Below are 23,536 nucleotides of genomic sequence, written 5' to 3' on the forward strand. Positions count from 1 at the left end.
TGGCCTTGACGTATAGGGTTTCAGGCATCGATCTGTCCTCACGATATAAAACAAAACTGAGCGTGCCGGATGCCACACGGAGCACCGAGACAACGCCAGATCGTAAGTGCGGTACTTCCGAAGGCCAACCCTAAAAAGTTGTCAGAGACTTCTGTGATTTATCCCAAAGCGATCGCCTGTCTGTAGGACGGTGTTCCATGGCACTCCGTGTGGCGACAACATCCAACCTCATTGCCTACACCCACAACAGAATCAACCGATTTTCGCCCCACTCCCCGGCTCAAGCCTCAACGCCAGCACGCTCACCAACACAATCACCGCCCCAACAATAACCATCGCTGACGGTCGCTCAGCCAACACCAAAGAAGCCATCAACATCGCCGTGGGCGGTATCAGGTAAAGCGCCATGGAAGCGCGGCTCACCTTGCTGTGCGCCAGCACGTAAGCCCAAGCAAGGTACGCCAACGCGCTGGGAAAAATACCGAGAACCAACACCGCCAGATTCACCGAAGCCGAAGCCTGCCGCGCCGCGCTCAACATCCCCGGCGTAAAAATGAACAACAGAATCGTGCCCGACCAAACGGTGTAGCAAACCAGGGTCAAACCGTCATAACGATGGGCATGGCGCTTCTGCAAAGCGAAATACAAACTCCAGGACAGCGCCGCCAACAGGATCAATAGCCCATGGGCGTCCATGTCACCCAAGCCACGATCCCCCGCGACCACCACGCCAGCGCCAAGCAAGCCGCATAGCACGCAACCCCACTGCCAACCACTGACCCTGTCCTTGAAGACAAAATGCGTCAGCAGCGTGCTGAACAACGGCGTGGACTGGGCCAGCACACTGGCCGCCCCGGCGCTGACGCCCCGCTGGCCATAATTGAGGGCGATGTGGTGCAGGCTGACAGCAAAGAAACCCAACACCGCCAGCAACGGCAAATCCCTGAGACGCGGCCAGGAAATACCCTTCACCATCGCCACAAGGGCCATGAACACTGAAGCGATGAGAAACCGCATCAACGCCAACTGACCCGGCTCATAAGCCTGCAAGCCAATGCGAATACCAATCGGCGAATAGGCCCAGCAAACGATCACCAACAGCGTCGCCAGAATGACTTTCGCACCGGTTTTGCCGGAGGAACCTTCAACCAGCGCAAAACGCGTTTCCATCTAAAGTTCCTGCTCACTGACCGATTTGCCTCGAAGTATCGAAACCACCCAACCTCAGCACAAGTGACTTAAACTCAGCCAATCATTCACTTTTGGTGAGCTATGGAACTGTCCCAACTGCGCATGCTCAAGACGGTCTGCGACACCGGCAGCATCGCCCGCGCCGCCGAAGTGCTGCACTGCGTGCCGTCCAACATCACCGCACGCCTCAAGTCCCTGGAACGAGAACTCGGCACGCCGCTGTTTTTTCGCGAAGGTCGCGGGCTGCGGGTCAGCCCGGCGGGCGAAGTGTTTCTGGAGTACGCGACAAAAATACTGAGCCTGACGGAAGAAGCCCGCCGCGCCGTCGCCCCCAGCCGCGCACCGAGTGGCCCACTGCGCATAGGCGCCATCGAGTCCAGCGCCACCGGGCGCCTGCCTCAGTTGCTCGCCAAATACCACGCGCAGTATCCGCAAGTGTCACTGGAACTGAGCACCGGCACCTGGGCGCAGTTGCTGGACGATATCCAACATCACCGGCTCGATGGCGTGATCGTAGCGGTGGACATCGAACGGCCTGGACTCAAGCGAGCGGTGATGTACCGCGAAGACCTGGTGCTCATCGCCTCCGAATCCCATGGCCCGCTGCGCAGCGCCGCCGATCTGCAAGGCAAGGCAATCTTCATGTGGCCCACGGGCTGTCCGTACCGCTTGGCGCTGGAACAGTGGCTGCTGCGTCATGACCAAGTGCAACCGATCACCAGCATCGCCAGTTATGGCGCCATCGTTGGCTGTGTCAGCGCCGGTGCCGGCGTCTCGCTGGTGCCCCGAGGGATCTATGAGCAATATCGCCAGGGCGCGGGTTGGACGGGGTATGAATTTCCTGAGTTGACGGGCATCGATAACCTTTTCTACTGGCACGAAAACGCCGGCCGACATCCCGCCAGGGAAGCGTTTTTGACCATGCTGCAAACGGAGTTCGAAGACTAATTGCAACACTCTCCCCTGTGGCGAGGGGATTTATCCCCGCTGGACTGCGTGAAGCAGCCCCAATACCGATCATCCTGATAAACGAAGATTCCAATCATTAACAAGGAGTCCGCTTTGGAATTACTCCCCCACTTCATCCTCCACGAAACCACCCACTGGATAGTCAACCACCACCTGGCATCCGCCCTGCCCGGCTACCTCATGCTCGGCTCCAAGCATCACGTAAATTCACTGGCGCAACTGCCCAAACCCGCACTCGCAGAGCTGGGCGGCCTGATGGCAAACATCCAGAGCGTCGTTGAAACACAACTGAACCCCAAATGGCTTTACATCAGCCGCTTCGGCCACGATCCCCGCTACCCCATCCACTTCCATTTCATCCCGGTGTACGACTGGGTCGAGGCACTGTTCTGGAAAGATGCGCGGTACAGGTTGCTGGAAACCTTTGGCACTCAAGAGAACGCCCAGACATTAACCGATGGCGCGGAGCTGACATTGTTCATCTGGCGTGAATTCGGTGAGAGCCCCACGCCGCCAGCGATCCAAGGGCCCTCTATCAGCCAGGTAATTGAACGGTTGCGGCAAGCGTTCAGGACTCAGCCAATACCAAACCCTCCTCCAGCGCGTTGGCCATAATGCCTGCTGCAGGTGCGTTGACCCAGGTCGAAATATCAGTTTCGCCCCTCGACGCAAGCCAACGTCCGACCATTTGATAGCCCAACGAGTAACCGAGCCATTTGGGTTTGTCGCCAAAACCAAAGAACCACTCGTTGTGATCGTAATATCGTGATTCGAGAATTTGCAGCCCAACCGGTGAGCGCAATAGATCGGCAGATGCGATGGCATGCTCCCAAGGCTCCGGATCAGTACCAAGCACATGACGAACAAACTGACCGGCAAGCCCTTCGCTGACCAACGCCTCGCCTAACGTCCAACCATAACCAGGACCGCCCATGCGCAGGCAATGGTGAACCTCATGAACAACATGGCGACGCAGTGCCCCGGTGCGTAGGCTGGAAAAGAAATTCGGATTGTCGGGATCAAGGGTCATGGTAAACATGGAGCTGCGATACGCCCGTCCTACCAGGCCCATTTCCGGAATGGTTTCGCCCGGTAGCCTCTGAATCAGGACATCGAGTCGCGGCGGGGGCATTAGGCGAGCAATAGCCTCGTAAGCGGCGTCAAACTCATCAACCAGCTCACGGCGAAACTCGGCAAAACTCCCCGAGGCCTCCAGCCAGTGCAGCGTCCATTGCTCCATGTCCCTTCTCCTTTATTAATCAAAGCACCTGGCTCGATGACTCCAGGCCGCTCACGACGGTAGATCCCCGCCGGGCAACTGTCCAGTGTCGATCAGGTTTGACTGCGCCTCTGTCTGCCCGGTTATCTCTGGCAAAAAACTGTCTCGATTCCTACAAGACTCTCGGAAACAGGTGCCTTGCCCGTCAAACCTGGTGAAATCTATAGTCATTCCCATCGCCGCAGAATGGCGATCAGGTTTGGCGACCTGAGGATCGAGTGCAAAAGTACTGCGTTTTTTGCGGAGGCTTTGGCACACTTGCACGGCTGCCCGTTACGGCAGTTGTGCGTGGGAGGCCTTCGGGTCTGCCGGTTTCCGATCCCGGTTCGCCAACCTGCGTACAACTGCCACCCAATTGTTTGGCGACGATTGAGTGGCTAAAACCTCATTAGATCGGAGTTTTGAACATGGAAAGATATGTCCCCATCACCGGCATCGACTGCACCCCTGCTTCCCTCCTCATTGATACTCAAGCCCCGCTGGATGTCCTGCATGCAACCGCTGATTACCGCATCCGTGTGGTGACCCAGGTACTGGAGAACATCGCGTTTCGCTCTGAAATTACCAGCGATACGGTGGTGCTTTCAGACTTTGCACAGCTTTTGGTGATTCCGTTACGCGATGGGTGTGATTTGCTGGAGGTGATTGGTCGGCGGCTTCAGGCGCAGGTTGAAAACTGATGGAGTTTAGGGCGTATAAAAGCGCCCTTTTCCGCATTCAGCTCGGTCAGCGGAAGCGATAAAACAGATCAAAAGCGAGGTATAAAGAGAGACGCAGCGATCCTTGATACCCGGAGAGGTAAATGACATGAACGATAAGTTCAACCCTGAGGATATGCCGGTCCTAAACCTCAACACTACGAGTACGACTCGTTATGAGGCTTCGCGCTTTCTCGATCCCCCGGAAGCTATAGCAGCTTATTTGGCTGAATGTATGAAAGCCGATGATACGGAAAGTTTTATTCATGCTTTGGCCGAAGTCGAAAAAACTTTAAGTCACCAAAGAGGTCGGGGTTAATCGCGAAAACCTCTATAAGGTGCTGAAATCTGGACCAAATAAGGGATGTACTATTTTCGAGCAAATAAATCCGCCCCTTTTTTCCCTTGGTAGATGAGACCTGCACGAACAAATCCCACGGCATACATTCGACCTTACCTGTCATTTGCATCAGATTTGACCACCTATGAGCGAATGAGAATGGCTATATACAGACGTTCGACAAGGTCAGCTTTCGGCCAATAGCGGCCCTTCGAGCAGGCCCGCTGCAGGCGCTGCCCCTACTTGAACCCTGTGCGGGTCTAACCTGACACCCTGAACCGAAAAGGTCTGAACGGACTGCTGGGGAAATTGATACGGCTGTAGCCCGGCTGAAAATAGGACTAGATAGTGCCAAGCCGGATTTGATCGATCGGGTGGATGCTTCGATCTCCGCGTTTGAGGGATGCAGACTTGATGATCGGAGGTAGATCGATCACCACGCTGCAGAGATTACCCAGGAAATCAAAGCTCAGATATAGAAGCTTTAACGTCGAAGTTTGAAATAATGGTCGTTAGTGCAGCCAGCCCGATGATTATCATGACGAGAAAAGCGGTCACGGTAGTGCGCTTGATGTTGACCGTCGCTCTGTCGGTTGAATCCTCGCTCAAGGTTTCAGTGTTCATGGGCTGCTCTGCTCTAGGAGAAAATCAAGACCAGGCTGTACTTAGTGCATACTAGGCCGCATTCTCGCGCGCCTCGAACAGATCAGCGAGCCAAAGCCATGCAAGGAAATCCTGCCACCGCAGATCTGCGCCTACAGCAGCTGCGGAGGCGCCGCTCAAAGTGTTCAGAAAGAAAAATCCCCGCCAAGGCGGGGACTGGTTTGGAAGGTGGCCACGTGGACTATTGTTTCCTCTTGGGTGCTACTTTTGCTTTGGCCTTGGCACTTGGTTTTTTGAGCGAAACAAGTAGAGATTCGATGTGTGCGGGAGGCTTGATCGGGTTCATCGTTACTGCCGCATTGGCTCCTTTCTTCGCTTCGGCATCGATCTTCTCATTGATTGCTTTGTAGAGAGCTGCAGCAGCATCAGCGATCGTCTTCGGGTTCTTTGCCATACAGGCACCAATGAAGACGATGAGAGCTGTCACGACTTTAATAGTCTTGATCACCTTCTTGGTGTGTCGAATGAACTCCTGGACGTCTTTACTGACAGCATTGATCGTCTCGAGGTCTTCGGCATTCTTCGCGCCAATAATGACAATTTTGTCTTCTTGGAACTGCCGAAACTCTTCAATCAACTGGCGCCGCTTTTCCCTCAACGAGTCCTTTTCTGCACCCTCTGGCTGGGTGCGAAGGGCCACATTGATATCGGCAATCTGTTCTAGGCAGGTGTCAGCAAGATTCGACTGAGCTTGCTGCATCTCCTTAACCATTGTTTGACTAGCCATCTCATTCTTCTCCTTTTACCTTTTCGACAGCATCAGCAAGTGCCTTCGCCTTAGTGGCGAACTCTTCTACACTCTGAAGAGTCGCGTCTTTGTCCAGTTCTTCGAACTTATCGGCCAACTCTTCATTTGCAACGAGTAGAGCTGAGCCAGCAGTCTTCAATTCCTTTATTGCACCTTCACCTGATTTCAGTCCTTTCCGTTTCTCTACGATGTCATGCAGCAATAAGCGGTGCGGCACCAGGTAGGCCAACGGTAATTTTTCATCAGCGCAGGTAACTGGCTTGCCTGGTTTCTGGGTACAGCTGGTTAGTTTGGCGGTAGGGCTATGTGTCACTGCAGCAAACACTAACTCTGACTCTACCCCCTGGTAAGCGCCATCGAGGAACTTGTGCTCCTTGTCATAAAAATCGTCAGCAAACTTTGTCATGATTGCTATGTGACGGGCTATGAGGGATTTGTTCTCCCGAATGATGCTTAGCGTCTTCTCTTTCACTTTGTGGTTGAGGTAGATTTGTGCGAGGTTCTGCGCGAGCAACGTGGTGAGGTTCACTTCCGCCTCATTGAAAAGAACCGTCCCGTCCCGGCCTTGTAGCTTTTTCACTACTTCGCCCATCTTGGATAACTCACTGTCAAGGTAGGCAGGGTCTATCCCGACAGTGAGAGCTAGCGCTTCCGCGTAACCGCTCACTATCGTCTTACTTATGAGTACGCTTTTGAGGCCCTCGCTGTACTTATCGCAGCGAGCGACCTGTGCTTTTACGCCATCCTCACCGGTGTACTGATCGTCGGCATAGTAGTGATACCGCATGCCTTCTTTGCAGTACTCATCCGTCTTAGCAACTAGATCACCATAACTTTTAGCAAAGCTAGTCGAACTGTCCTTAAAGCTATTGATGGCTTTGACGTTATACCCACACCCGGTAACAACCGTTGCGAGCAGCAGAGCGAGAAACAACCTAATGTTTTTCATGTGGACCACCTCCATATACCAGCCCCATGCTGGCCGGTTCGTTACCAAGGCGGTTTGTCACGCCATCCTTGGAGTGCTGGCAGAATGGCAATCTGCCACTCTGTAGAAGAGAAAAGACCACGCCTATGGAAAAAGCAAATGAGGGGGGCATGGTGCGAAGAGGCAAAAAGCACATCCCGGCGAAAACGACGAGGCCTGGCTTATGGCCTAGCCTCAAACTTCAGGAGGTAGGTGCGGGGGTGTACATTTGCCCCCGCATGGCAGAAAGTCTCGCCGCAGCGTACCGGAGGGATCATTTCGGTAAGGCCTCTTGGATTCGCTTACTCTGTGCCTCTCTGAAGGGGGGAACTGAGGAACTGGGGCAATCCATTGCGTTTCCCTACGGCCGCCATTTTGCTCCAGAGCGTGATTGCTGCTCTTGGGTCATACCCAACCTGGCAGACAGCTCCAATCCTCTGAGATCCGCCTAACCCTCATTCCTGCGAGAGAAGGACAGGCCAAACCCGGCTAGAGCCGCGGCGCCAAGATCCCCCGCAACCTCGAAGCCCGCCCTACTCGATATCTGCTCCCGACGATATTCACCGCCGGCGCCGGCTGTACTTGAGCCTAGGTTGACGACTCGCGCGCTGTGGACAGTCATCATCTCGAGCGGAACCATTTCAGACACGTCCGGGCTGGGTGTGGGGGCTCGAATGTCCGCTTCCGGCCTATTGCTACCTATCGCCAAGGCCTGCAATCGGCCAAAAACGACTCCGCCTCCCTTACGAGACCAAGGGGTTTCAGTCACCGGTATAGGGGACACAATGCGCCCCCTGTACATCCTCATTCCTAGGGCTCGTAGCTGTATTGGCAAAGCGGTCACTGTCCCCTGTTAGCTAGATTGGGTAAAGATCACTTTCCAGCGCGGTCCAGAGGGACTGGTCTGATTTCATAGCGGCCAATATGTCCAAATATTAAGAATTAATTCAACTATTCCAGATCATTAAGCGATTGATTATTGCCGTCATTTCCGTAGCCAACTCCGGCCTAAATGACAGATTCTCCTTGGAGAAAGCCTCACTAAATTTTACCGCCTTATGATGTTTATCTGTGAATTCAGCGGCGCGTGAAAAATTATTACCCCTTAGATAATCCTGCACGTACTCATACTCGCCAATTTGAGGCAAGCCAGACTTCCCATAAACCAACTCAAAAGATTCCTTGGGAATATAATTTTCAATTTCTCGACATCTGGTAACCCATACATACCCACGTTCACTAGCAACATTTAAAAGAAGCTCTGTTACTCTACTCTTCAATTTACCATTTTTATTTTTTCTATCACTGTCGCACGCAAATATAAAGTTTCTATTTATTTTTATAGCACTCACCGCCTCCTGCAAATCCGCCTCTGGAGTACTAGCATCTATATGAGCTAACACACTACCGCCATAGTAAATAAACTGATAATGGTGCCCCTCCTTGTAAGCCCCCTCACCCCACAAATCAATAAATTTATTCAAATAAATTCTATCTGATGGTCCTTCTACCCAGATGATGCCATTTGCCTGGAGTATGTCACTGGCTTTGGCACCTAAATCATCTAGAATGGAATATCCGCGATTTAAGTCATCCAAAATCAGACCAAGAACGTCGCCATTCTGCTTTTTTACATGGAGAATCTGCGCATCATTTTCACCATGAAAAAGGTCAATTGCTACCTGCGAGTGCGTAGTCAAAAAAATATGACAACCCTTCGATTGCGCATAATCTAGTAGAAACGAAAACAAGTTTCTTTGTAGCGAAGGATGCAAATTATTCTCCAACTCTTCAAATGAGAAGATATAATTTGCAATGTCTTTTTTCTCAAAATCCGGGCGCACCAGGAGGTTAAGTAATGTTAATATAACAGTCTTCAGTCCGCTGCCCGATGCTGAAAGTGGGACAAGGCCCTTACCTTCCTCACCAAGATAAATTTCCCATGTGTCAGTATCAAAATGATGCTGCACGACCATCTCTGAAAATACAGCATCAGGCGTAAAAATTACATTCAACGCGGTAAGTAGTCTAACTTGAATCAGATCCCTATCAAGATTAGAGCTATTTATATAACTCTGGATAATATTTGTGGCGCCCTCACCATTACTTTTCAGTGTAAACTCATGTGTATACGGTTCCTTGACAAGATCCCTATCTGCATCAAGCCTAACGTGTCGAAAATTCCTACGTTTACTCGCTGCTACAACCTTGCCAATCCGTGATCTTTCACCTGGTAATAAACTTGCTTCGTACCCCTCAACGCTGAGCACTTCTACGTCTTTTCCCAGTTCCCTCCATACAACACGCTTATCTATAAAATTCTGACCATGCCCCCGCCAGTGATTGTTAGGTAAGTCTCCACCTGCCGTATTGTTACTAAAATATGGCTGCAATTCGGCCTCGGCTAATACCGCTCCAAATTCAATACTTCCACCAATTTCATCTTCGGCTCCATGCTCCCTAAACATATGATCCACAGCAGCAATAAGGCTTGACTTGCCTATATTATTCTTACCAACTATCACATTAACTGGCTTGATCACCAAAAAGCCAGCCCCGCCCTCTTTAAAACCTCTATAATTCCGAACCCAAAAACTAATATCAATAGTCACAATTTACCTAGCCTATCCTTGAAATTAACGTGACAAACCGGACAATACAGCAGCTTCGATTTTCCTACATAAATCAGGGAGCCATGGTGTTATCGGCGGCGTGCTTTAAGCTTTTTTTCAATCCTCTCAACAGCGTCAATTCGGACCTCTCGCATCTCAGCGTGAAGCTGGTCCAATTGAACTTCAGTGATGAGGTCAAAGTCTCGCAACGCTTGAATATAGCCATCCGCAGTTGCATAAAATGCATCGACGCTTTCAACATCAATACTACTAACTCCGATACGTGCAACCTGGTGCTTCGCGGCCTCAAATGGAGTTTCAGACTCTAGCGACATACAAACATCCTTTTACATGGGGGGGGGCGAAGCCCCCTATCTAGTTTTGGCCCGTTTTACGGCGGGCTTTAGTATAACTGCGCGGGAATTCTCCCTTTTAAACCGGCTTACTTAGCAGGCCTATTTTCTTGACCTCTTCTTGGGCTGCCTTGTATCCATCAAACGGGTAAGCAGGCCACTGGGAGGGAGCGTAAAATCCCTTACGTCGCTCCTGCGATGGGAATAGCGCGTGCCATCCATCGTTACGGTCGAAAACCCAGCCGTATAGCCCTGTAGCTTGAAACTGGTCATAGGTGACATCGATGATGAAATCACCGACCTCAAACCATGCGTGCAACGCTTCGCTTTTCATCTGCGGGTGGTGCCGACCGCAAACGTACTCACCTTCATATTGAAGCGTTTCCCAAACCACTCGCCCCACGATGTCGGAAGCAACCCCGCACGCGCCTGACGGGAAGCCATTGAAGGTTGAGCCCTTTGCATCAACAAGGCTCATAAGCCCATTGCGGCAGGCAAGGGCCACCTGTTCCAGCTCTGTCCTATTTGCACTCATAGTCGCTTTCTTTTATTCATAACGTTCAAACGTAAGAGAGAGTCGTCGATATCACTATGCCGGCGCAAGTTCAAATGCACGTCGGACTTCCTGCATATCCACAGCTGGGTAAGGTTTGCTGTGATCCAAGCAGGCGTGCTCAAGAATGGTCTGAACGATCTCGACATAGCTAGTTGCAGCCAAGGCTTTTTGCAGCAAGCGAGTGCCTGCCACTATGGGAGGAGCCCACCAGTGATTTCGCGGCGTTCACGAACAATTACCCAACAGTTGATAGAACATAAGGGATGTGCGAAAAAATAGGTTAGGTTTTTAATTGCCCAATACATAAATCGTGTCGAGCGCGAGCAACTCGTGAGTGAACCACCGCTCCTGGCCGATTTAGCGGTCTTTTGCGAAAGATGCATCTATCTGGATACGGTCGCTCACGAACGACTGCTTTTGGCCGATTGCTGCCTGTCGCAAAGGACAGCAACCGGCCAATAGCTGCCGTTCGTGACCGTTATCAGCCTGGGATGCTGACAGATCAGCAGAGTTGATATCTGGCAGCAATTCCAAGCTATTCACGTTGGCAGATCAGTCGAACAGCTCGCCGCTATATGTCTTGCGGTGATATTCCTGAACTCCTTCCACTGAGTTTAGGTAATCGATTAGCTCTTTAAGAGCGATGACGTAAAACTTAGTTGTTGCGGAGTTTAAAATATGAGTAATACCGTGATAGTCGCGCAAGTGTAGATTATCCAGATCTAAAAGCGAAACGACATCATAATTACGCTGGCATTCTGAGCCTAATTCCCATGCGATGGCAAGGTGGATTTCTTTTTCGCTTTTGTACTCGGACTCAAACTCTCGGATTAGCGCATCAATATTGAATTTATACTCAAGAATTTTTGGAGGACTGGTGTATTCTTTGCTGTACTGAAGCTGTTGAACTCCCAGCGGATTGTTTTCTTTATCATATTCATGATTAGAGAGAGGGTCTCTAATGATAAATTTAAAAACCCCATCATACTGCTGCGTTTGACTGGTGGCTAATAACTTGATGCCTCGGATAACTCCGCCAGCAACTAACTGATTGAAAAGCACAATCACATCCTGCTCTGAGACAGGTTCGGATGTTATTGAGATCTCATTGGTTGGCGCAAAGAAGTTCTTGTTGGTGAGGCTCAGTGGTCGTTCAATTTCATGGGCTTCTTGCGCTCGTACCCAATCATGAAGAGAGCCCTCCCTAGTTATGTCGTTCTTGGCACCTGTATCCGTTCTTAGCAGGCGTCGCCATTTCTGAAAACGCTTCACGATCTCCACTGAAAGCTGTTCTGCAGCTTCTTTCAATTCAGGTTGAAACCCTTTGCGTCCTAAATCTGGATCTGCATCCACGAAGTGGACAATGACGTGGCACTGGTTTTGGTGGCCGATATTAGATGTCAGAGGTATCGTGATCAATTCACCCTGTATCATCTGGTTGTTAGCGAGCTGAAGACCACCTTTCAGGACCCTATACAGCTTTCTTAACTTCGCAAGCTCGTCATTAAATTGATCCCAAATAGACGTAGAGTAAGCAAAGTAACCGTATGCTGATATCTGGTACTGGCTGATTAGCGTGTCAAACTTGTCGTTGGGTGATAACAAAGAAAGCAAATCTTCAGTGCTAAAAAACTCATATATTCCGTTAGCCTTCAGATATTTCATCGGAAGGTCGGATGAATCCTTTCCTTGGGACTGAAGCTTTTTCTGAATTGTCATTACGTCTTTGAGGTTGACGCTTGCACTTAATTTCAAGTGTGGGTAAATATAGCTGCAGCTTTGTTCGGAAAGAGTTGAAATGGCACCTTGTTTGCTTACAACTGTAAGCTGGAATTTAATTTTTGAACTTTCTGATGCAAATGTTATTGCGCCGAGTGGTGTTTTGATAAGTAGTAGGTATAGCCATTGCTCGGCAGTGGTGGCGGAGTACCAGGACAGGTCTTTTGGTCGAGTGCTGTTTCCGCCGAATTTTATTTTAAAAGTCGATCCTCTTGATATTTCCGCGAACGCTGGGTCAGCAATATCCGAGGATGTAACCATGGGTCGCGTCACAATACCGTGAAAGTCTTCAACCCAGTCGCGGCCTTTCAAAAGCTCCCCGTGAAACGTGTGCCCTGGTACTTTTGTGCCAAATTGTAGGTAGTCGAAGCCATAGCCTATGTAGGTAGCTCCAACTCCTTTGTTACCCCTCGTTTGCCCGCCGTTTTTAAAGGAGATATTTGGAGCGAGGAATGCTTTAAATTCTTTTTCGTTGAACCCAATGCCATTGTCAGTTATGGAAAAAGAGTTTTCTTCAAGGTTTATAGTTAACCAAAGCTTTGGAATGTAGTCTGGCTCCTCAAGTTCAGTTGCACGGCGATCCACAGCATCCATAGCATTTTGAATGAGTTCGGAGAAAGAGTCATACATACCAACGTAGGACTTCAAGATGTTCTTGATTTCACGCTTCTTCGCAGCAAACAAAATCTCTGCATCTACATCTTGACCGCTGGTGAGCGGATCCCATGACTCTAGCTTCATTACAGTACCTTTAGATCGGCGTTTGATCGGCTTCGGTGTCAGACCACCCAACACGGGAGTCCTGAATGATTTTTCATTATCAGGACGTTACCAGTGGACTGGAGAATCAACTATTGAATAATTTTATTGAGTAAATGCCATCGATAGAGCCGATCATGAATCGCTGCTGATTTCCTAGACACCATCCAAAAGCAGTCGGTGGACAGACAGCCGTGGGAAACCATGGCCGACTTTTTCAACAGAATCGGCCGAAAGCCGCCGATCAAGAAAACCACCTATCCCCCCATCAACCCATCAACCGACTGGCCTCTAACCGCTTTCATACTGCCGAGTATCCTCCCGGCATCCTGTCAGGGCGGAACCGCGCATAATCCCGGCTGAATTGCGTAGCGCTCTCGTAGCCCACTTCGAAAGCAGCCGCCATGACGCTTTTGGCATTCACCACCATCAGGGTTCTGGCCTGAAGCAGGCGAACCCGCTTCTGGTACAGCAAGGGGCTCAGGCTGGTGACAGCCTTGAAGTAACAATGAACTGCCGAGAGGCTCATTGAAGCGCATAGCGCCAATCACTCAACACCAATGGGCTCGGCGAAGTCGCGACGGATTCATTGGATTGCCAGGTTGATTCGGGCCATCGCGGTATCCGGCGCGGCGATGTCTCGCAACATCCGGTCATGGGGGCCTTGGGTACACGGAAGATAATCTCTCGCTCATAGACGGGAGCCAGGGTCTTTGGAGAAGGGTTCGCCCTGAGCATCGCCGGGCCCGTCATTACCGACCTCCAAAAATGATCAATCCCGAGGCGCACGACCCGACTACCAACGCCCTTGGGCTCAAGCCTCCATTGCACGTTTTACCTCAAACCCTCTCACCGTCACTGACATGAATACCAAGATCGCAACGCCCAGCCGCAAGATGCGATTTAAGCGTCAACGCCGGGATTTCGTAATCGCCGTGATTCTGGCGACGAAATGGCAAGGGTTGATCGCTGAAGAGCGTATCCAAGCGAGCGGCATAGGCCGTGCAAATGGATTGGAACCGGGCGGCGTCCATCTTGCTGGTCTTGTAGATTGGGAAGGCCGGCATGACCGTGAAGCCAGGATAGAAAAGCACCCCATGCTGGATAGGAAATAGCAGGTCATCCAACGCGCCGTTCACCCCTCGGCCACTGTAGTGGGATTCCCAACCGCCCATCGTGACCACCAACATGGCGCGCTTGCCTGTCATGCTGCCTTCGCCGTAGCGATCGCCCCAGTGGTTTTCGCTATGTTCGCCGACACCATAGGCAAACCCGTAGGCGTAGACGCGTTCGATCCAGCCCTTGAGAATCGCGGGCATCGAGAACCACCACAGCGGAAATTGAAAGATGACGGCATCGGCCCAGAGCAATTTGGCCTGCTCTGCCTGGATGTCCGCCGGTTGGCTGTCAGCGGCAAATACACGCTGGGATTCAAGCGCCGGGTTGAAAGGCGTTTCTGCGTCATAACCTGGGGCGTCGTCCGGATCGAGGGATGCTTTCCAGCGCATGCCGTAGAGATCTGAGACTTCGACCTCGTGGCCTGCTGTTTCCAGATGAGTGATCGCAAAATCCTTGAGCGCGCCATTGAGCGAACGAGGTTCGGGGTGGGCGTAGATCAGCAGTATTTTCATGAGGGGCTCCACGTTGAATGTGTCCCTCAGCGTAAGCATGCATCCGCTATGATAGAAATGAATTCCCGAAACACATGGTATTGGCATGCACAATAGCTTGCGCCGTCTGGATCTTAATTTGCTGGTCACATTGGATGCCTTGCTGGCCGAGCAAAATGTGACGCGGGCAGCACGCTTGCTCAATCTCGCGCAACCGACCGTCAGCCTGCAACTGGGCAGGCTGAGGGATCTTCTTGATGATCCGCTTTTGCTGCCTGGCCCCCGAGGGATGTCGCCCACCGAGCGAGCTCGCGAATTGCAGGGCCCCCTGCGTGACGCGTTGGCCGCGCTGGAAAGCGCACTGAGTCCTGTTGCCGCTTTTGAACCCGGACGGTCCCATCAAACGTGGAAGATCGCTGCCAGTGATTATGCGACGACTGCCTTGATCTGGCCGTCGCTCTCGCGGCTCAGGCACCTGGCCCCGTACACGCGGTTGGCGCTTATGAATAAACCGACTGTCGACTATGCCAAGGATCTGGAAAACGGCCTTATCGATCTGGCGCTGCACACCCGCGATGAAGCGCCGCCCAAGTTGCGTCAACGCTCCTTGATTCACGAACGCTATGTGCTGGCGGCGCGGCGCGGCCATCCCGCGCTGGCAACCAAGCTGTCGCTCAAAGCGTTCTGCGCGCTTGAACACGCCGTCATGTCACCTGATGGCGCCGGCTTCGTTGGCAGTACCGACCACGCGCTGGCAGCTGAAGGTCTGGAACGGCGAGTGGTATTGTCCGTGTCCAATTTCAACTCGCTGGTCTCAGCATTGGTGCACAGCGATTTGGTTGCGGTGGTGCCGCAAAGGCTGGTGAAACATGAGCCTGCGCTTCACGTCCAGGCACCTCCGCTCGCCATTCCCGGGTTTGAAATGCTGATGTTATGGCCCGAGCGACTGCATCGCGATCCTGCCCATATATGGCTGCGCGACCTTATCGCTTCGACGTTGGAAACAACCGGCACGCAGAAATAAATGGACCGGACCATGAAACGATGACGACGCCCCCCCTGCCCCGTGTCCCGTTAATAATCTCCAATTCACTCCAAGGAAGAAGCTAATGTCCTCCGATCCCCTATGCCTGGTTTTCGTACCCGCCCTTGCAGCTGTACTCACAGCAGCCGAGTCAAAAAAAGGCACCCCACTCACCGAACTCGAAGTCTGCAACATCCGAGACCAGGCCACCTGCATTGCAGTCACCTTTGCCACCGCGCTGGCGATGGAACAAGAACGGGGCTATGCGGATATCGTTGCCGAGGATTGCTGGAATGAGTGGCAACGGTTACGCCTCTCGATTCAACAAAGCCCACGTTGAGGGGCTGACACCTCAGCCATTGAACACCCCGCCTGGAGCCTTTTATGCCTTCCACCTCACGAGACGACGCCCGTATTGAGCGTCGTCTCATCGCCACCCTGACCGAAGCCTGTGAAACCGCCAAAACTGAAATCCCGGGCTTCGCCTGGCTGACCCACACGGTCGACTATCGCGCCTTTCCCCAAAGCCTGCGCGTGATCTGGATCTTCGACAGCCGCGCCAGCCAGGAACACGCCCTCTCAACGGGGGCAGACAAACGCATGCGTGAGCTGACCACCGCCGCCCTGAACGACGCCGGCGTACACGTCCCCCACATGGCCCGCTGCGTCAGTTTCGACTCCGAAGAAGAATGCCGCCTTCGGCATGGCGGCGACTGGCGCTTGCGCCTTGCCAAGGTACACACGACCAACGCGCCTGCGAGCCATCGATGACCTACTGCCGCGGACTCATTCTCGACGGCACCCGAGAAGACATCCGGCCAGGTCATCTTGCGAACTGGAAGTCAGCTACGCCCGGAGTAACGGGTTGCTTTCGGCCAGAAGCGGCCAAACGATGGCCGCTGGGGCAGCATTTTGCGCCTTCCTGCAAACAGACGGCTAAACCGTTGGTACTGTTCCGCCGTCGATCACAAACTCACTTCCCGTGATAGATGCCGCTCGCGGCGAAGCCAGGAAACCGATCAGGTCAGCAACTTCGGAAGGCGTCGATGGACGGCCGAGCGGGATACCCCCAAGTGCTTTCATGATGATCTCTTTACCACCTTGATAGTCAGTACCTGCCTCCTGCGCGAGTCGCTCGGCTAATGCGACCGACGCTTCGGTTTCAACCCAGCCCGGCGAAACCCGAACCACGCGGATGCCTCTGGGCGAAACCTCTTTCGATAAACTTTTGCTGTACGTCGAAAGCGCGGCCTTGGCCGCCGCATAAGCTGTTGTCGCTTGCGGCAGTGGCAGCCGACTCTGGATGGAGGTGACGTGGATGACGACCCCTTCCTTGCGCTCCAGCATACCCGGGAGCAAGGCGCGGTCGAGGCGCACCGCCGGCAACAGGTTCAGGCTGAGCTCTCGTTGCCACTGTTCCTCGTCCAGTGCAGCAAAACCGCCGCCGGGTGCCGACGAACCACCCAGGACATGGATCATTATGTCCACGCCACCCAGCCGCTGTTGGATCGCGGCGATCAGCACGTCACAACCTTCCCGGGTCGAAAGATCAGCCGCAATCAGAATAGCGCCCGGCATTTCAACGTCCACCTGCCTGGCCGAGGTAATGACCTTCGCGCCCTCGGCCAGTAACAACTCGACGACAGCCTTGCCGATGCCTTTGGTGCCACCGGTGACGAGGACCCGCTTGCCAGTCAAACCTAGATTCAGCATGGCGTGATCTCCAGGGAACGGATTCGACCGCCCTCCAGCGTGAAGACGTGACTCAGTTGAACCGGGCTACCGGGGAAACTCCCAACAAGGTGCGCAATGACAGTCAGTCTGCCCTGCCCTTGCAGGGCATGCAGTGGTTGGACCTGATAGATGAAGGCTCTACGTGCCTCCTGTTGCCAGGCTTCGATGGCAGCTGTTCCTTCGTATGTTTTTCTCTCATCCGAAACCGTGGCGTCCGAGCGGAAGCAGCTCGCAAGTTGCGCTGCATCGCCACCATTGGTGACCGCAAAGTACGCCTGCACGACGTCGGGAAGCTGAAGGGTCATGTTTTCGCTCTCCAGAATCTGGTTGTATGAAGCGATCTTGTGCACTTTTGTACGCGAGCCTGATGCAATGAGGCATCCATCCGGGCCGGGCATCAGGAGATCAACCCCAGTTTCGCTGCCTTGAAGGTGGCGGCCGCTCGAGTCGAGCATTCCAACTTTCGGAAGATGCTTTCCACGTGCGTGCGAACGGTGCTCGGACTTATTTCCAGCAACCTCGCCACTTGCTTGTTGTTGGCGCCAACGCTGATCGCCCTGAGGATGCGACACTCTCGCCCAGTGAGTAATAGCCCACCAAGCTGCTGGGTCTGGCGCTCGCCGTGTGCGGCCAGCCTCAGCAATGCATCACATGCTTGAGGTGGCGAGCATTCAGCAGCACCCCAATCGCTTCCACTGCCGATGTCAAAGTACGTCTCAACAACGCTGACACGCTGAAGGCTCATTTGCTGATCTCCTGGATAGATTTCCTGGAGAGATCTTGCTGCTTGACGGATAGTTTGTTAACTGGGACAAACCCTTATGACCAATCCCGAAAATCAGGACAATCCATGTCACAAGATCGTTTAGGCCTCAGTGAGCTGGACGCTGTTATAGCGGTCGCACGCAGGGGTTCGTTTCGGCAAGCCGCTATCGATCTCGACGTCTCCACCACCGCATTGAGCAACACCATTGCCCAACTGGAAGCCCGCCTCGAATCGCGGCTGTTCAATCGCACTACCCGTAGCGTGGCCATCACCGAAGCGGGCAGGATATTTCTGGAACAGGTGGGGCCAGCCTTGCAGGATTTGCGTGCTGCACTCGATGCAGTGCGATCGCATAACGTCGGCCCCTCGGGCACGCTGCGTATCAATGCGTTCGCCAGCGCTGCCCGATCGGCGCTCCTGCCACTGGTGATGGAGTTCCTGCAGCATCATCCGAAAGTACACATCGACCTCGTAACCGAAGGCCGTCTGGTGGATATCGTTGCTGACGGCTTCGATTTCGGCGTGCGTTCAGCAAGCCTCGTTCCGAACGACATGATTGTGATCCCTCTCGGCCAGCCGCAACGGTACGCTGTGGTCGGCTCGCCGGCGTACTTCGAAAAACACGGCAAACCGCGAACGCCATCCGAGCTGCTCCAGCATCGATGCATCCGCGTTCGACTACCGAATGGGGCGATTTTCCCGTGGCATTTCGAGCGGGACGCAGAAGTGACTCGTCTCGATGTGAGCGGGCCGCTTACGCTGGATGAATCCAGCGTGGTCAAGGTGGCGGTGCAGGAAGGCATGGGGCTCGGCTTTTTCATGGAGCAGGACGTTCACGACGAAATCCGCGCCGGACAGTTCGTGCGGACTCTCGAAGACTGGACACCGCCCAGAGACAAGCTGTGCCTGTACTACCCGAACCGCCGCAACCCCTGCGCGGCAGCCAAGGCATTCATCGAGCTGGCACGTGCCAGTCAAGCCGATCAGGATGGGCTCGCATGATTCAGGCTTGACCCGGACCTGGCTCAGGCAATCAATCCCAATGTCAGTCCCTTCAAGGTAGCGGCTGCCCGGGTCGAGCATTCCAGTTTGCGAAAGATGCTTTCCATGTGCGTGCGAACCGTGCTCGGACTGATGTCCAGCAGCCGCGCCACCTGCTTGTTGCTGGCGCCACGGCTGATCTCCAGCAGGATGCGGCACTCGCGAGTCGTGAGTACCGAAGCCTTCGGTTGACGCATCCGACGCTCGCCACCTGCGGCGGCAATGACTGCTTCGCAAACATCGTTGTCGAACAAGCCACTGCCAGCATCCTGTTTGAGTAGCCTGGCTGCATCCGTTTCGCCGTGGGCCGATCGCCATGGTCTGGCTTCCCTTAGCGCGACCCAGGCTACCGATGTGGCGAACAGGCGATGCTCGGCACACAGCGCATCACCCGCCACGCCTCGAAAATAGCCACTGCCGTTGAGCCGTTCATAGGCATGGGCTGCAATCTCTGCGGGCACGGCCAGTTCAGTGATAGGTCTAAGCGCCTGTTGCGTCCAGTAAGGGACAAGGCGCACCCGCTCTGCAGCGCCGTATGGCAGCGTCCCTGCGGTATTCCAAAGGTGGTTCGAAACGGCTGCCCGGCCGAGACCGTAGATGAGCGCGGACTTACCAATTTCTGTCAAAGTGGGCTCACGCAGCCCCCACAGGCGCGCAGCTTCCACGGCGACATGCGCTACCTGCCGCGAATGCCCTGCCAACCACGGGAGCTTCAAGTCGATTATGTCTCCCACCAACGTCAGTGAGACGCAACGCTGCTCATGCGCGTGGTCAACCGTTTTCGACAGCGTTTCCAAATCCGCCAGCCAGTCCTTTGCGTTCCCCAGAAGCAACGATACTAGCGACGCGGGATAGCGCCGATCCGACTGCTCTCTGATCCAGCGTAGCGCCGCGTCCAGGCCGTGTGCACGACTGAGAATATCCAGATCACCTGCAAGTACTACTTGATAGGCGACCTCCGGAATGTGCTCATGGGTCAGGCCCAGCGGCCGGCCAGTGCCGTCGTAGGTTTCGAACACGCGACACAAGCCCGCCTCGACGGCGGCACCGAGCTGGAGGGTTTTGGCGATTGCTCCAGACACCTCACAGTGCACGACGGCAAGCGGGGTTGCCTGATGCACCGCGTTCATTTGCTCATTGCCCAGCGTCAAATCGAGCATCGCGCGGCGACCATCGACGTCGTCGCCCAGCAGATCAGCAAAGCCTTCGGCATTGGCGGTGCAACCGGACCAGCGCAGCAAGGCAACCTGTTCCGCTACCCTCAGGTGCTCACCGTCGCCATGCTGGGCCTGCGCCAGCATCCGCGCCAGTGCGGCAACACGCCGGGAATGACCGAGTGGTTGTCCCATGCTGAGGTCACCGACCTGGGCGATCGTCGCCAGTGCCCCGCCCAGGGAGATATCCAGTTGCAACACACTATCCATGAAAAATATTCCGGGGTCGGATAATTGACCGATGCCCACAACGCAGGCTAGTCAGCAGAATTTGAGCTCCCGAACAGGAGCTCATCCAATGAAAACATTCAATTCGAAAATCGCTACCGTCGCCTTTGCCCTAGCCGGTACCTTCATCGCAAGCGCCAGTCACGCGCAGGATACAACGCCCTCCGTGGTGATCGTACACGGCGCGTTCGCCGACGGCTCCGATTGGGCCAAAGTGGTGCCACTGCTCCAAGCCCAAGGGGTGGCCGTTACGGTTGTGCAAAACCCGCTCACCTCGCTTGCCGACGATGTTGCCGCTACGCGCCGCGCGTTGAGCAACCAGCAGGGCAAGGTGATTCTAGTCGGGCACTCTTGGGGCGGCACTGTGATTACCGAGGCCGGTAGCGACCCGAAGGTCAGCGCGCTGGTGTATGTCGCCGCCTTCGCGCCAGAGGCCGGGCAAACCAGCGGCGAACAAGGTAAAGGTGCGCCCACGCCCCCTGGCATCAGTCAGATCAAGGCAGACGGCAACGGTTTCCTCTATTTGACGCCGGAAGGCATGGCCAAGGACTTCGCCCAGGATCTCCCGGCAGCGCAGACCGCCGTCATGACCGCCACGCAAGGTCCCATCAAGGCATCTGCCTTCGAAGATAAAACGACCGTGTCGTCCTGGAAGGCCAAACCGTCCTGGTATCTGCTTGCTACAGAAGACCGGATGATCCACCCCGACGTCCAGCGCTCTGCCGCCAAGCGTATCGGTGCCACCCTTGCAGAGGTGCACACCAGCCATGTTCCCCAGCAGTCACAGCCGGCCGAGGTCGCCGCAGTGATTCTTAAGGCAGTGCACAGCGTTGGCGAACAATGATCGCAGGGAAATGACGCCACTGGTAACCGCAAACTCAATCGCTGCATCGATACGGAGCCTCCGCATGAATCATCTGCGTGATCAACACTATGATTTCATTGTGTGCGGTGCAGGTACGGCGGGCTGCGTGGTCGCAGCCCGTCTTGCCGATCAGAAAAGCGCACGCGTCTTGCTGATTGAAGCTGGCGAGGGGTACTCGGGCCCCGAGGTTGCCGAACCGGCGCAATGGCCGATGAACCTCGGTTCAAAGCGCGACTGGGCATTCGAGGGGCAACCCAATCCACACCTCAATGGTCGACGGCTATCCCTGAGCATGGGTAAGGGACTCGGCGGTGGCTCCAGCATCAATGTGATGGTCTGGTCGCGCGGGCACCGCTCCGATTGGGACCATTTCGCGGCAGAGTCCGGCGACCCGGCCTGGGGCTACGATTCGGTACTCAATTACTACCGCAGGATCGAGAACTGGCAAGGCAGCCCTGATACCACTCGGCGTGGTTCAGGTGGCCCCGTGCATGTCGAACAGCCGGCCATGCCTCAACCCCTCGCGTGGGCAACGCTGGAGGCAGCCAGCCGTCTGGGTATCCCCAGATTCGACAGTCCCAATGGCGAGATGATGGAAGGCCCGGGCGGGATCGCTATTACCGACCTGCGCATTAACCAGGGCAAGCGCGAATCCGTTTACGACTCCTACATCCGGCCACGGTTGCACTATCCGAACTTGACGGTTCTGACAGGGGCATTGGTGACCCGCGTATTGCTTATCGGTACACGGGTTATCGGTGTCGAAGCGGTGATCGCAGGCGAACGGCAGTGCTTCTATGCCGCAGCCGAGGTCATCCTGTCCATGGGCGCGGTGCAGACGCCCAAGGTGCTCATGCAATCGGGAATCGGCCCGGAAGAGGAACTGCGAAACCACGGCATCGCACCGACCAATCACCTTCCCGGCGTGGGCCAGAATCTTCAGGACCATCTCGCCTTTGGCTGTACGTGGGAGTACCTGCAACCCCAGGCAGTCGGTAGCGGCGGGTGCGAAACCACCTTGTACTGGAAAAGCGACAGTCGCCTGGAGGTCCCGGACCTATTGCAGTGTCAGCTGGCATTTGCGGTACCCTCTCCGCCTGAGGTCGCGATTGAGCCGCCACAACATGGCTGGACAATGTTCGCTGGGCTGGCCAGGCCTGCCAGTCGAGGACGCTTACGCCTGTCGGGTGCCGGGCCACTGGATGCCCCACTCATTGAGCCGAACTCGTTGAGCGCGCCCGAGGATATGACAGCGGCTTATGCGTCGATCGACCTGTGCAGGGCGCTCGGTAACAGCGAAGCCTTCAACGGGCTGGTCAAACGCGAAGTCGTGCCAGGGCCGAAAGAACATCGCGCTATGGAGCAGTTCATCCGCAACTCTGCCGTGACTTACTGGCACCAATCCTGCACCGCGAAAATGGGCCGAGATACGATGTCGGTGGTCGACCATCAACTGCGTGTGTATGGCATCGATAAACTGCGCATCGCTGATGCCTCGATCATACCGCGAATTACCGTTGGCAACACGATGGCGCCGTGCGTCGTCATCGCCGAACGAGCAGCAGATCTTGTCCTCGCTGCGCATGGTGTGACGGCTGCGGCCACAGCGCTGACCGGTAATTCATAAGAATACTGATACAACCCATGCCCGCTGGCAGAAATTGGCCGATTGCTGCCGCTACGAAGCACAGTTATCGGCCCAAGATCCAAAACGCGGTCAGCACAACGACTTCTGGAAGTAGAGCCGGGTATGCCCCGGTGGATAGTCTGCCAGGCGTCCGAATTCGGAGTAACCCAGTTTTCGATAAAACTCGGGGGCCTGAAAGCTGAAGGTCTCCAGCCAGATACCAATGCAATGTTTTTCTGCGCAACTTCTTCAGCCATACGCATTAGTCGTTCTCCGATACCCTGACCACGCATCGACTCGGGAACGCTGATAAGATCGATGAGCAGCCATCGATAAGAGACCTTGCCATACAGTCCACCAATGACTTCGTTACTGTCGGGGTCTCGTAGCAACAGAGCAAATGTTTCACGGGCGTCGTCTCCACCGTTGGCCAGGTTATGGGCCAGCAACGGGGTCAAAATTCCTAGTCGTTCTGCTTCAGTCGCATTTTCCGAAATTCTGGATTTCTACAGG

23 protein-coding genes and 3 pseudogenes are annotated in these 23,536 nt (G+C 54.4%); 10 read left to right on the top strand and 16 right to left on the bottom strand.

All coding sequences use genetic code 11. The features are described from left to right. Positions 1-252: 252 nt before the first annotated feature. Positions 253-1,170, bottom strand: coding sequence for a DMT family transporter (locus tag AD662_RS17645; RefSeq protein WP_053189203.1), 918 nt, complete (start codon positions 1,168-1,170; stop codon positions 253-255). 102 nt (positions 1,171-1,272) lie between these two features. Here AD662_RS17645 and AD662_RS17650 point away from each other — a divergent pair, with 102 nt between their 5' ends. Together AD662_RS17650 and AD662_RS17655 are read left to right on the top strand one after the other, a co-directional pair. Then, on the top strand, positions 1,273-2,139 hold the full coding sequence (locus tag AD662_RS17650; protein ID WP_053189205.1) for a LysR family transcriptional regulator: 867 nt from the start codon (positions 1,273-1,275) through the stop codon (positions 2,137-2,139). Positions 2,140-2,253: 114 nt separating this feature from the next. Then, positions 2,254-2,775: an HIT family protein gene (locus AD662_RS17655; RefSeq protein ID WP_053189207.1), complete on the top strand. Its 522-nt coding sequence runs from the start codon at positions 2,254-2,256 to the stop codon at positions 2,773-2,775. Here AD662_RS17655 and AD662_RS17660 read toward each other — a convergent pair. Then, positions 2,729-3,400: a DUF2268 domain-containing putative Zn-dependent protease gene (locus AD662_RS17660; protein ID WP_053189209.1), complete on the bottom strand. Its 672-nt coding sequence runs from the start codon at positions 3,398-3,400 to the stop codon at positions 2,729-2,731. The genes AD662_RS17655 and AD662_RS17660 overlap by 47 nt on opposite strands. A 446-nt stretch (positions 3,401-3,846) precedes the next feature. Here AD662_RS17660 and AD662_RS17665 point away from each other — a divergent pair, with 446 nt between their 5' ends. Both AD662_RS17665 and AD662_RS28670 read left to right on the top strand, forming a co-directional pair. After that, on the top strand, positions 3,847-4,119 hold the full coding sequence (locus tag AD662_RS17665; RefSeq protein WP_053189211.1) for a hypothetical protein: 273 nt from the start codon (positions 3,847-3,849) through the stop codon (positions 4,117-4,119). Between the two features lie 127 nt (positions 4,120-4,246). After that, positions 4,247-4,456 (top strand): hypothetical protein, encoded by a 210-nt coding sequence (locus AD662_RS28670; protein WP_235862414.1) that lies wholly within the window; start codon positions 4,247-4,249, stop codon positions 4,454-4,456. Between the two features lie 483 nt (positions 4,457-4,939). On the opposite strand, the gene AD662_RS29345 is transcribed toward AD662_RS28670, so the two are convergent. From AD662_RS29345 to AD662_RS17715, 9 genes and pseudogenes are all read right to left on the bottom strand, one after another. Continuing rightward, positions 4,940-5,101 (bottom strand): hypothetical protein, encoded by a 162-nt coding sequence (locus AD662_RS29345; protein ID WP_156334919.1) that lies wholly within the window; start codon positions 5,099-5,101, stop codon positions 4,940-4,942. 220 nt (positions 5,102-5,321) lie between these two features. Next, positions 5,322-5,867 (bottom strand): hypothetical protein, encoded by a 546-nt coding sequence (locus AD662_RS17675; protein WP_053189215.1) that lies wholly within the window; start codon positions 5,865-5,867, stop codon positions 5,322-5,324. A 1-nt stretch (position 5,868) separates the two neighbouring features. Further along, positions 5,869-6,837, bottom strand: coding sequence for a hypothetical protein (locus AD662_RS17680; protein WP_053189217.1), 969 nt, complete (start codon positions 6,835-6,837; stop codon positions 5,869-5,871). A 965-nt stretch (positions 6,838-7,802) separates the two neighbouring features. After that, positions 7,803-9,467, bottom strand: a complete 1,665-nt coding sequence (locus AD662_RS28675) for an ATP-dependent nuclease (RefSeq protein WP_082308757.1) — start codon at positions 9,465-9,467, stop codon at positions 7,803-7,805. Positions 9,468-9,556: 89 nt separating this feature from the next. Continuing rightward, a complete protein-coding gene (locus AD662_RS17695; RefSeq protein ID WP_053189222.1) occupies positions 9,557-9,802 on the bottom strand; it encodes a hypothetical protein in 246 nt (81 codons plus the stop codon). Between the two features lie 97 nt (positions 9,803-9,899). Beyond that, positions 9,900-10,355 (bottom strand): hypothetical protein, encoded by a 456-nt coding sequence (locus AD662_RS17700; RefSeq protein WP_053189224.1) that lies wholly within the window; start codon positions 10,353-10,355, stop codon positions 9,900-9,902. A 573-nt stretch (positions 10,356-10,928) separates the two neighbouring features. After that, on the bottom strand, positions 10,929-12,896 hold the full coding sequence (locus AD662_RS17705) for an ATP-binding protein (RefSeq protein WP_053189226.1): 1,968 nt from the start codon (positions 12,894-12,896) through the stop codon (positions 10,929-10,931). A 275-nt stretch (positions 12,897-13,171) separates the two neighbouring features. Beyond that, a pseudogene (locus tag AD662_RS17710) lies at positions 13,172-13,625 on the bottom strand (helix-turn-helix domain-containing protein); the annotation flags it as partial. Positions 13,626-13,753: 128 nt separating this feature from the next. Then, positions 13,754-14,545 carry an NAD(P)H-dependent oxidoreductase gene (locus tag AD662_RS17715; protein ID WP_053189227.1) on the bottom strand — a complete coding sequence of 264 codons (792 nt, stop codon included), beginning with the start codon at positions 14,543-14,545 and terminating at the stop codon, positions 13,754-13,756. Positions 14,546-14,630: 85 nt separating this feature from the next. On the opposite strand from AD662_RS17715, the gene AD662_RS17720 reads away from it, so the two are divergent. The 3 genes from AD662_RS17720 to AD662_RS17730 all read left to right on the top strand — a co-directional run bounded on the left by AD662_RS17720 (position 14,631) and on the right by AD662_RS17730 (position 16,319). Then, positions 14,631-15,548 carry a LysR family transcriptional regulator gene (locus tag AD662_RS17720; RefSeq protein WP_053189229.1) on the top strand — a complete coding sequence of 306 codons (918 nt, stop codon included), beginning with the start codon at positions 14,631-14,633 and terminating at the stop codon, positions 15,546-15,548. Positions 15,549-15,633: 85 nt separating this feature from the next. Beyond that, entirely contained in the window at positions 15,634-15,888 is a 255-nt protein-coding gene (locus AD662_RS17725) for a hypothetical protein (RefSeq protein WP_043042465.1), read from the top strand. 44 nt (positions 15,889-15,932) lie between these two features. Then, a complete protein-coding gene (locus AD662_RS17730) occupies positions 15,933-16,319 on the top strand; it encodes a hypothetical protein (protein ID WP_053189231.1) in 387 nt (128 codons plus the stop codon). Positions 16,320-16,484: 165 nt separating this feature from the next. Here AD662_RS17730 and AD662_RS17735 read toward each other — a convergent pair whose 3' ends face one another. From AD662_RS17735 to AD662_RS17745, 3 genes and pseudogenes are all read right to left on the bottom strand, one after another. Continuing rightward, positions 16,485-17,261 (bottom strand): SDR family oxidoreductase, encoded by a 777-nt coding sequence (locus AD662_RS17735; RefSeq protein WP_018601150.1) that lies wholly within the window; start codon positions 17,259-17,261, stop codon positions 16,485-16,487. After that, positions 17,255-17,587 (bottom strand): nuclear transport factor 2 family protein, encoded by a 333-nt coding sequence (locus AD662_RS17740; protein ID WP_018601152.1) that lies wholly within the window; start codon positions 17,585-17,587, stop codon positions 17,255-17,257. Before AD662_RS17740 ends, AD662_RS17735 begins: the two co-directional genes overlap by 7 nt. A gap of 92 nt (positions 17,588-17,679) precedes the next feature. Beyond that, a pseudogene (locus AD662_RS17745) lies at positions 17,680-17,934 on the bottom strand (response regulator transcription factor); the annotation flags it as partial. A gap of 198 nt (positions 17,935-18,132) precedes the next feature. On the opposite strand from AD662_RS17745, the gene AD662_RS17750 reads away from it, so the two are divergent. Further along, positions 18,133-19,050, top strand: a complete 918-nt coding sequence (locus AD662_RS17750; protein ID WP_053189233.1) for a LysR family transcriptional regulator — start codon at positions 18,133-18,135, stop codon at positions 19,048-19,050. A 23-nt stretch (positions 19,051-19,073) separates the two neighbouring features. Here AD662_RS17750 and AD662_RS17755 read toward each other — a convergent pair whose 3' ends face one another. Further along, a complete protein-coding gene (locus AD662_RS17755; protein WP_053189235.1) occupies positions 19,074-20,513 on the bottom strand; it encodes an HD domain-containing phosphohydrolase in 1,440 nt (479 codons plus the stop codon). Between the two features lie 88 nt (positions 20,514-20,601). Between AD662_RS17755 and AD662_RS17760 the strand changes: the two genes are divergently transcribed. Together AD662_RS17760 and AD662_RS17765 are read left to right on the top strand one after the other, a co-directional pair. After that, on the top strand, positions 20,602-21,375 hold the full coding sequence (locus tag AD662_RS17760) for an alpha/beta fold hydrolase (RefSeq protein ID WP_053189237.1): 774 nt from the start codon (positions 20,602-20,604) through the stop codon (positions 21,373-21,375). A 64-nt stretch (positions 21,376-21,439) separates the two neighbouring features. Continuing rightward, positions 21,440-23,023: a GMC family oxidoreductase gene (locus tag AD662_RS17765; RefSeq protein ID WP_053189239.1), complete on the top strand. Its 1,584-nt coding sequence runs from the start codon at positions 21,440-21,442 to the stop codon at positions 23,021-23,023. Positions 23,024-23,113: 90 nt separating this feature from the next. Here AD662_RS17765 and AD662_RS28685 read toward each other — a convergent pair. Then, positions 23,114-23,520 (bottom strand): annotated as a pseudogene (locus AD662_RS28685) (GNAT family N-acetyltransferase). Positions 23,521-23,536 lie beyond the last annotated feature (16 nt).

This window comes from Pseudomonas kilonensis (assembly GCF_001269885.1).
GTDB classification, from domain to species: domain Bacteria; phylum Pseudomonadota; class Gammaproteobacteria; order Pseudomonadales; family Pseudomonadaceae; genus Aquipseudomonas; species Aquipseudomonas kilonensis.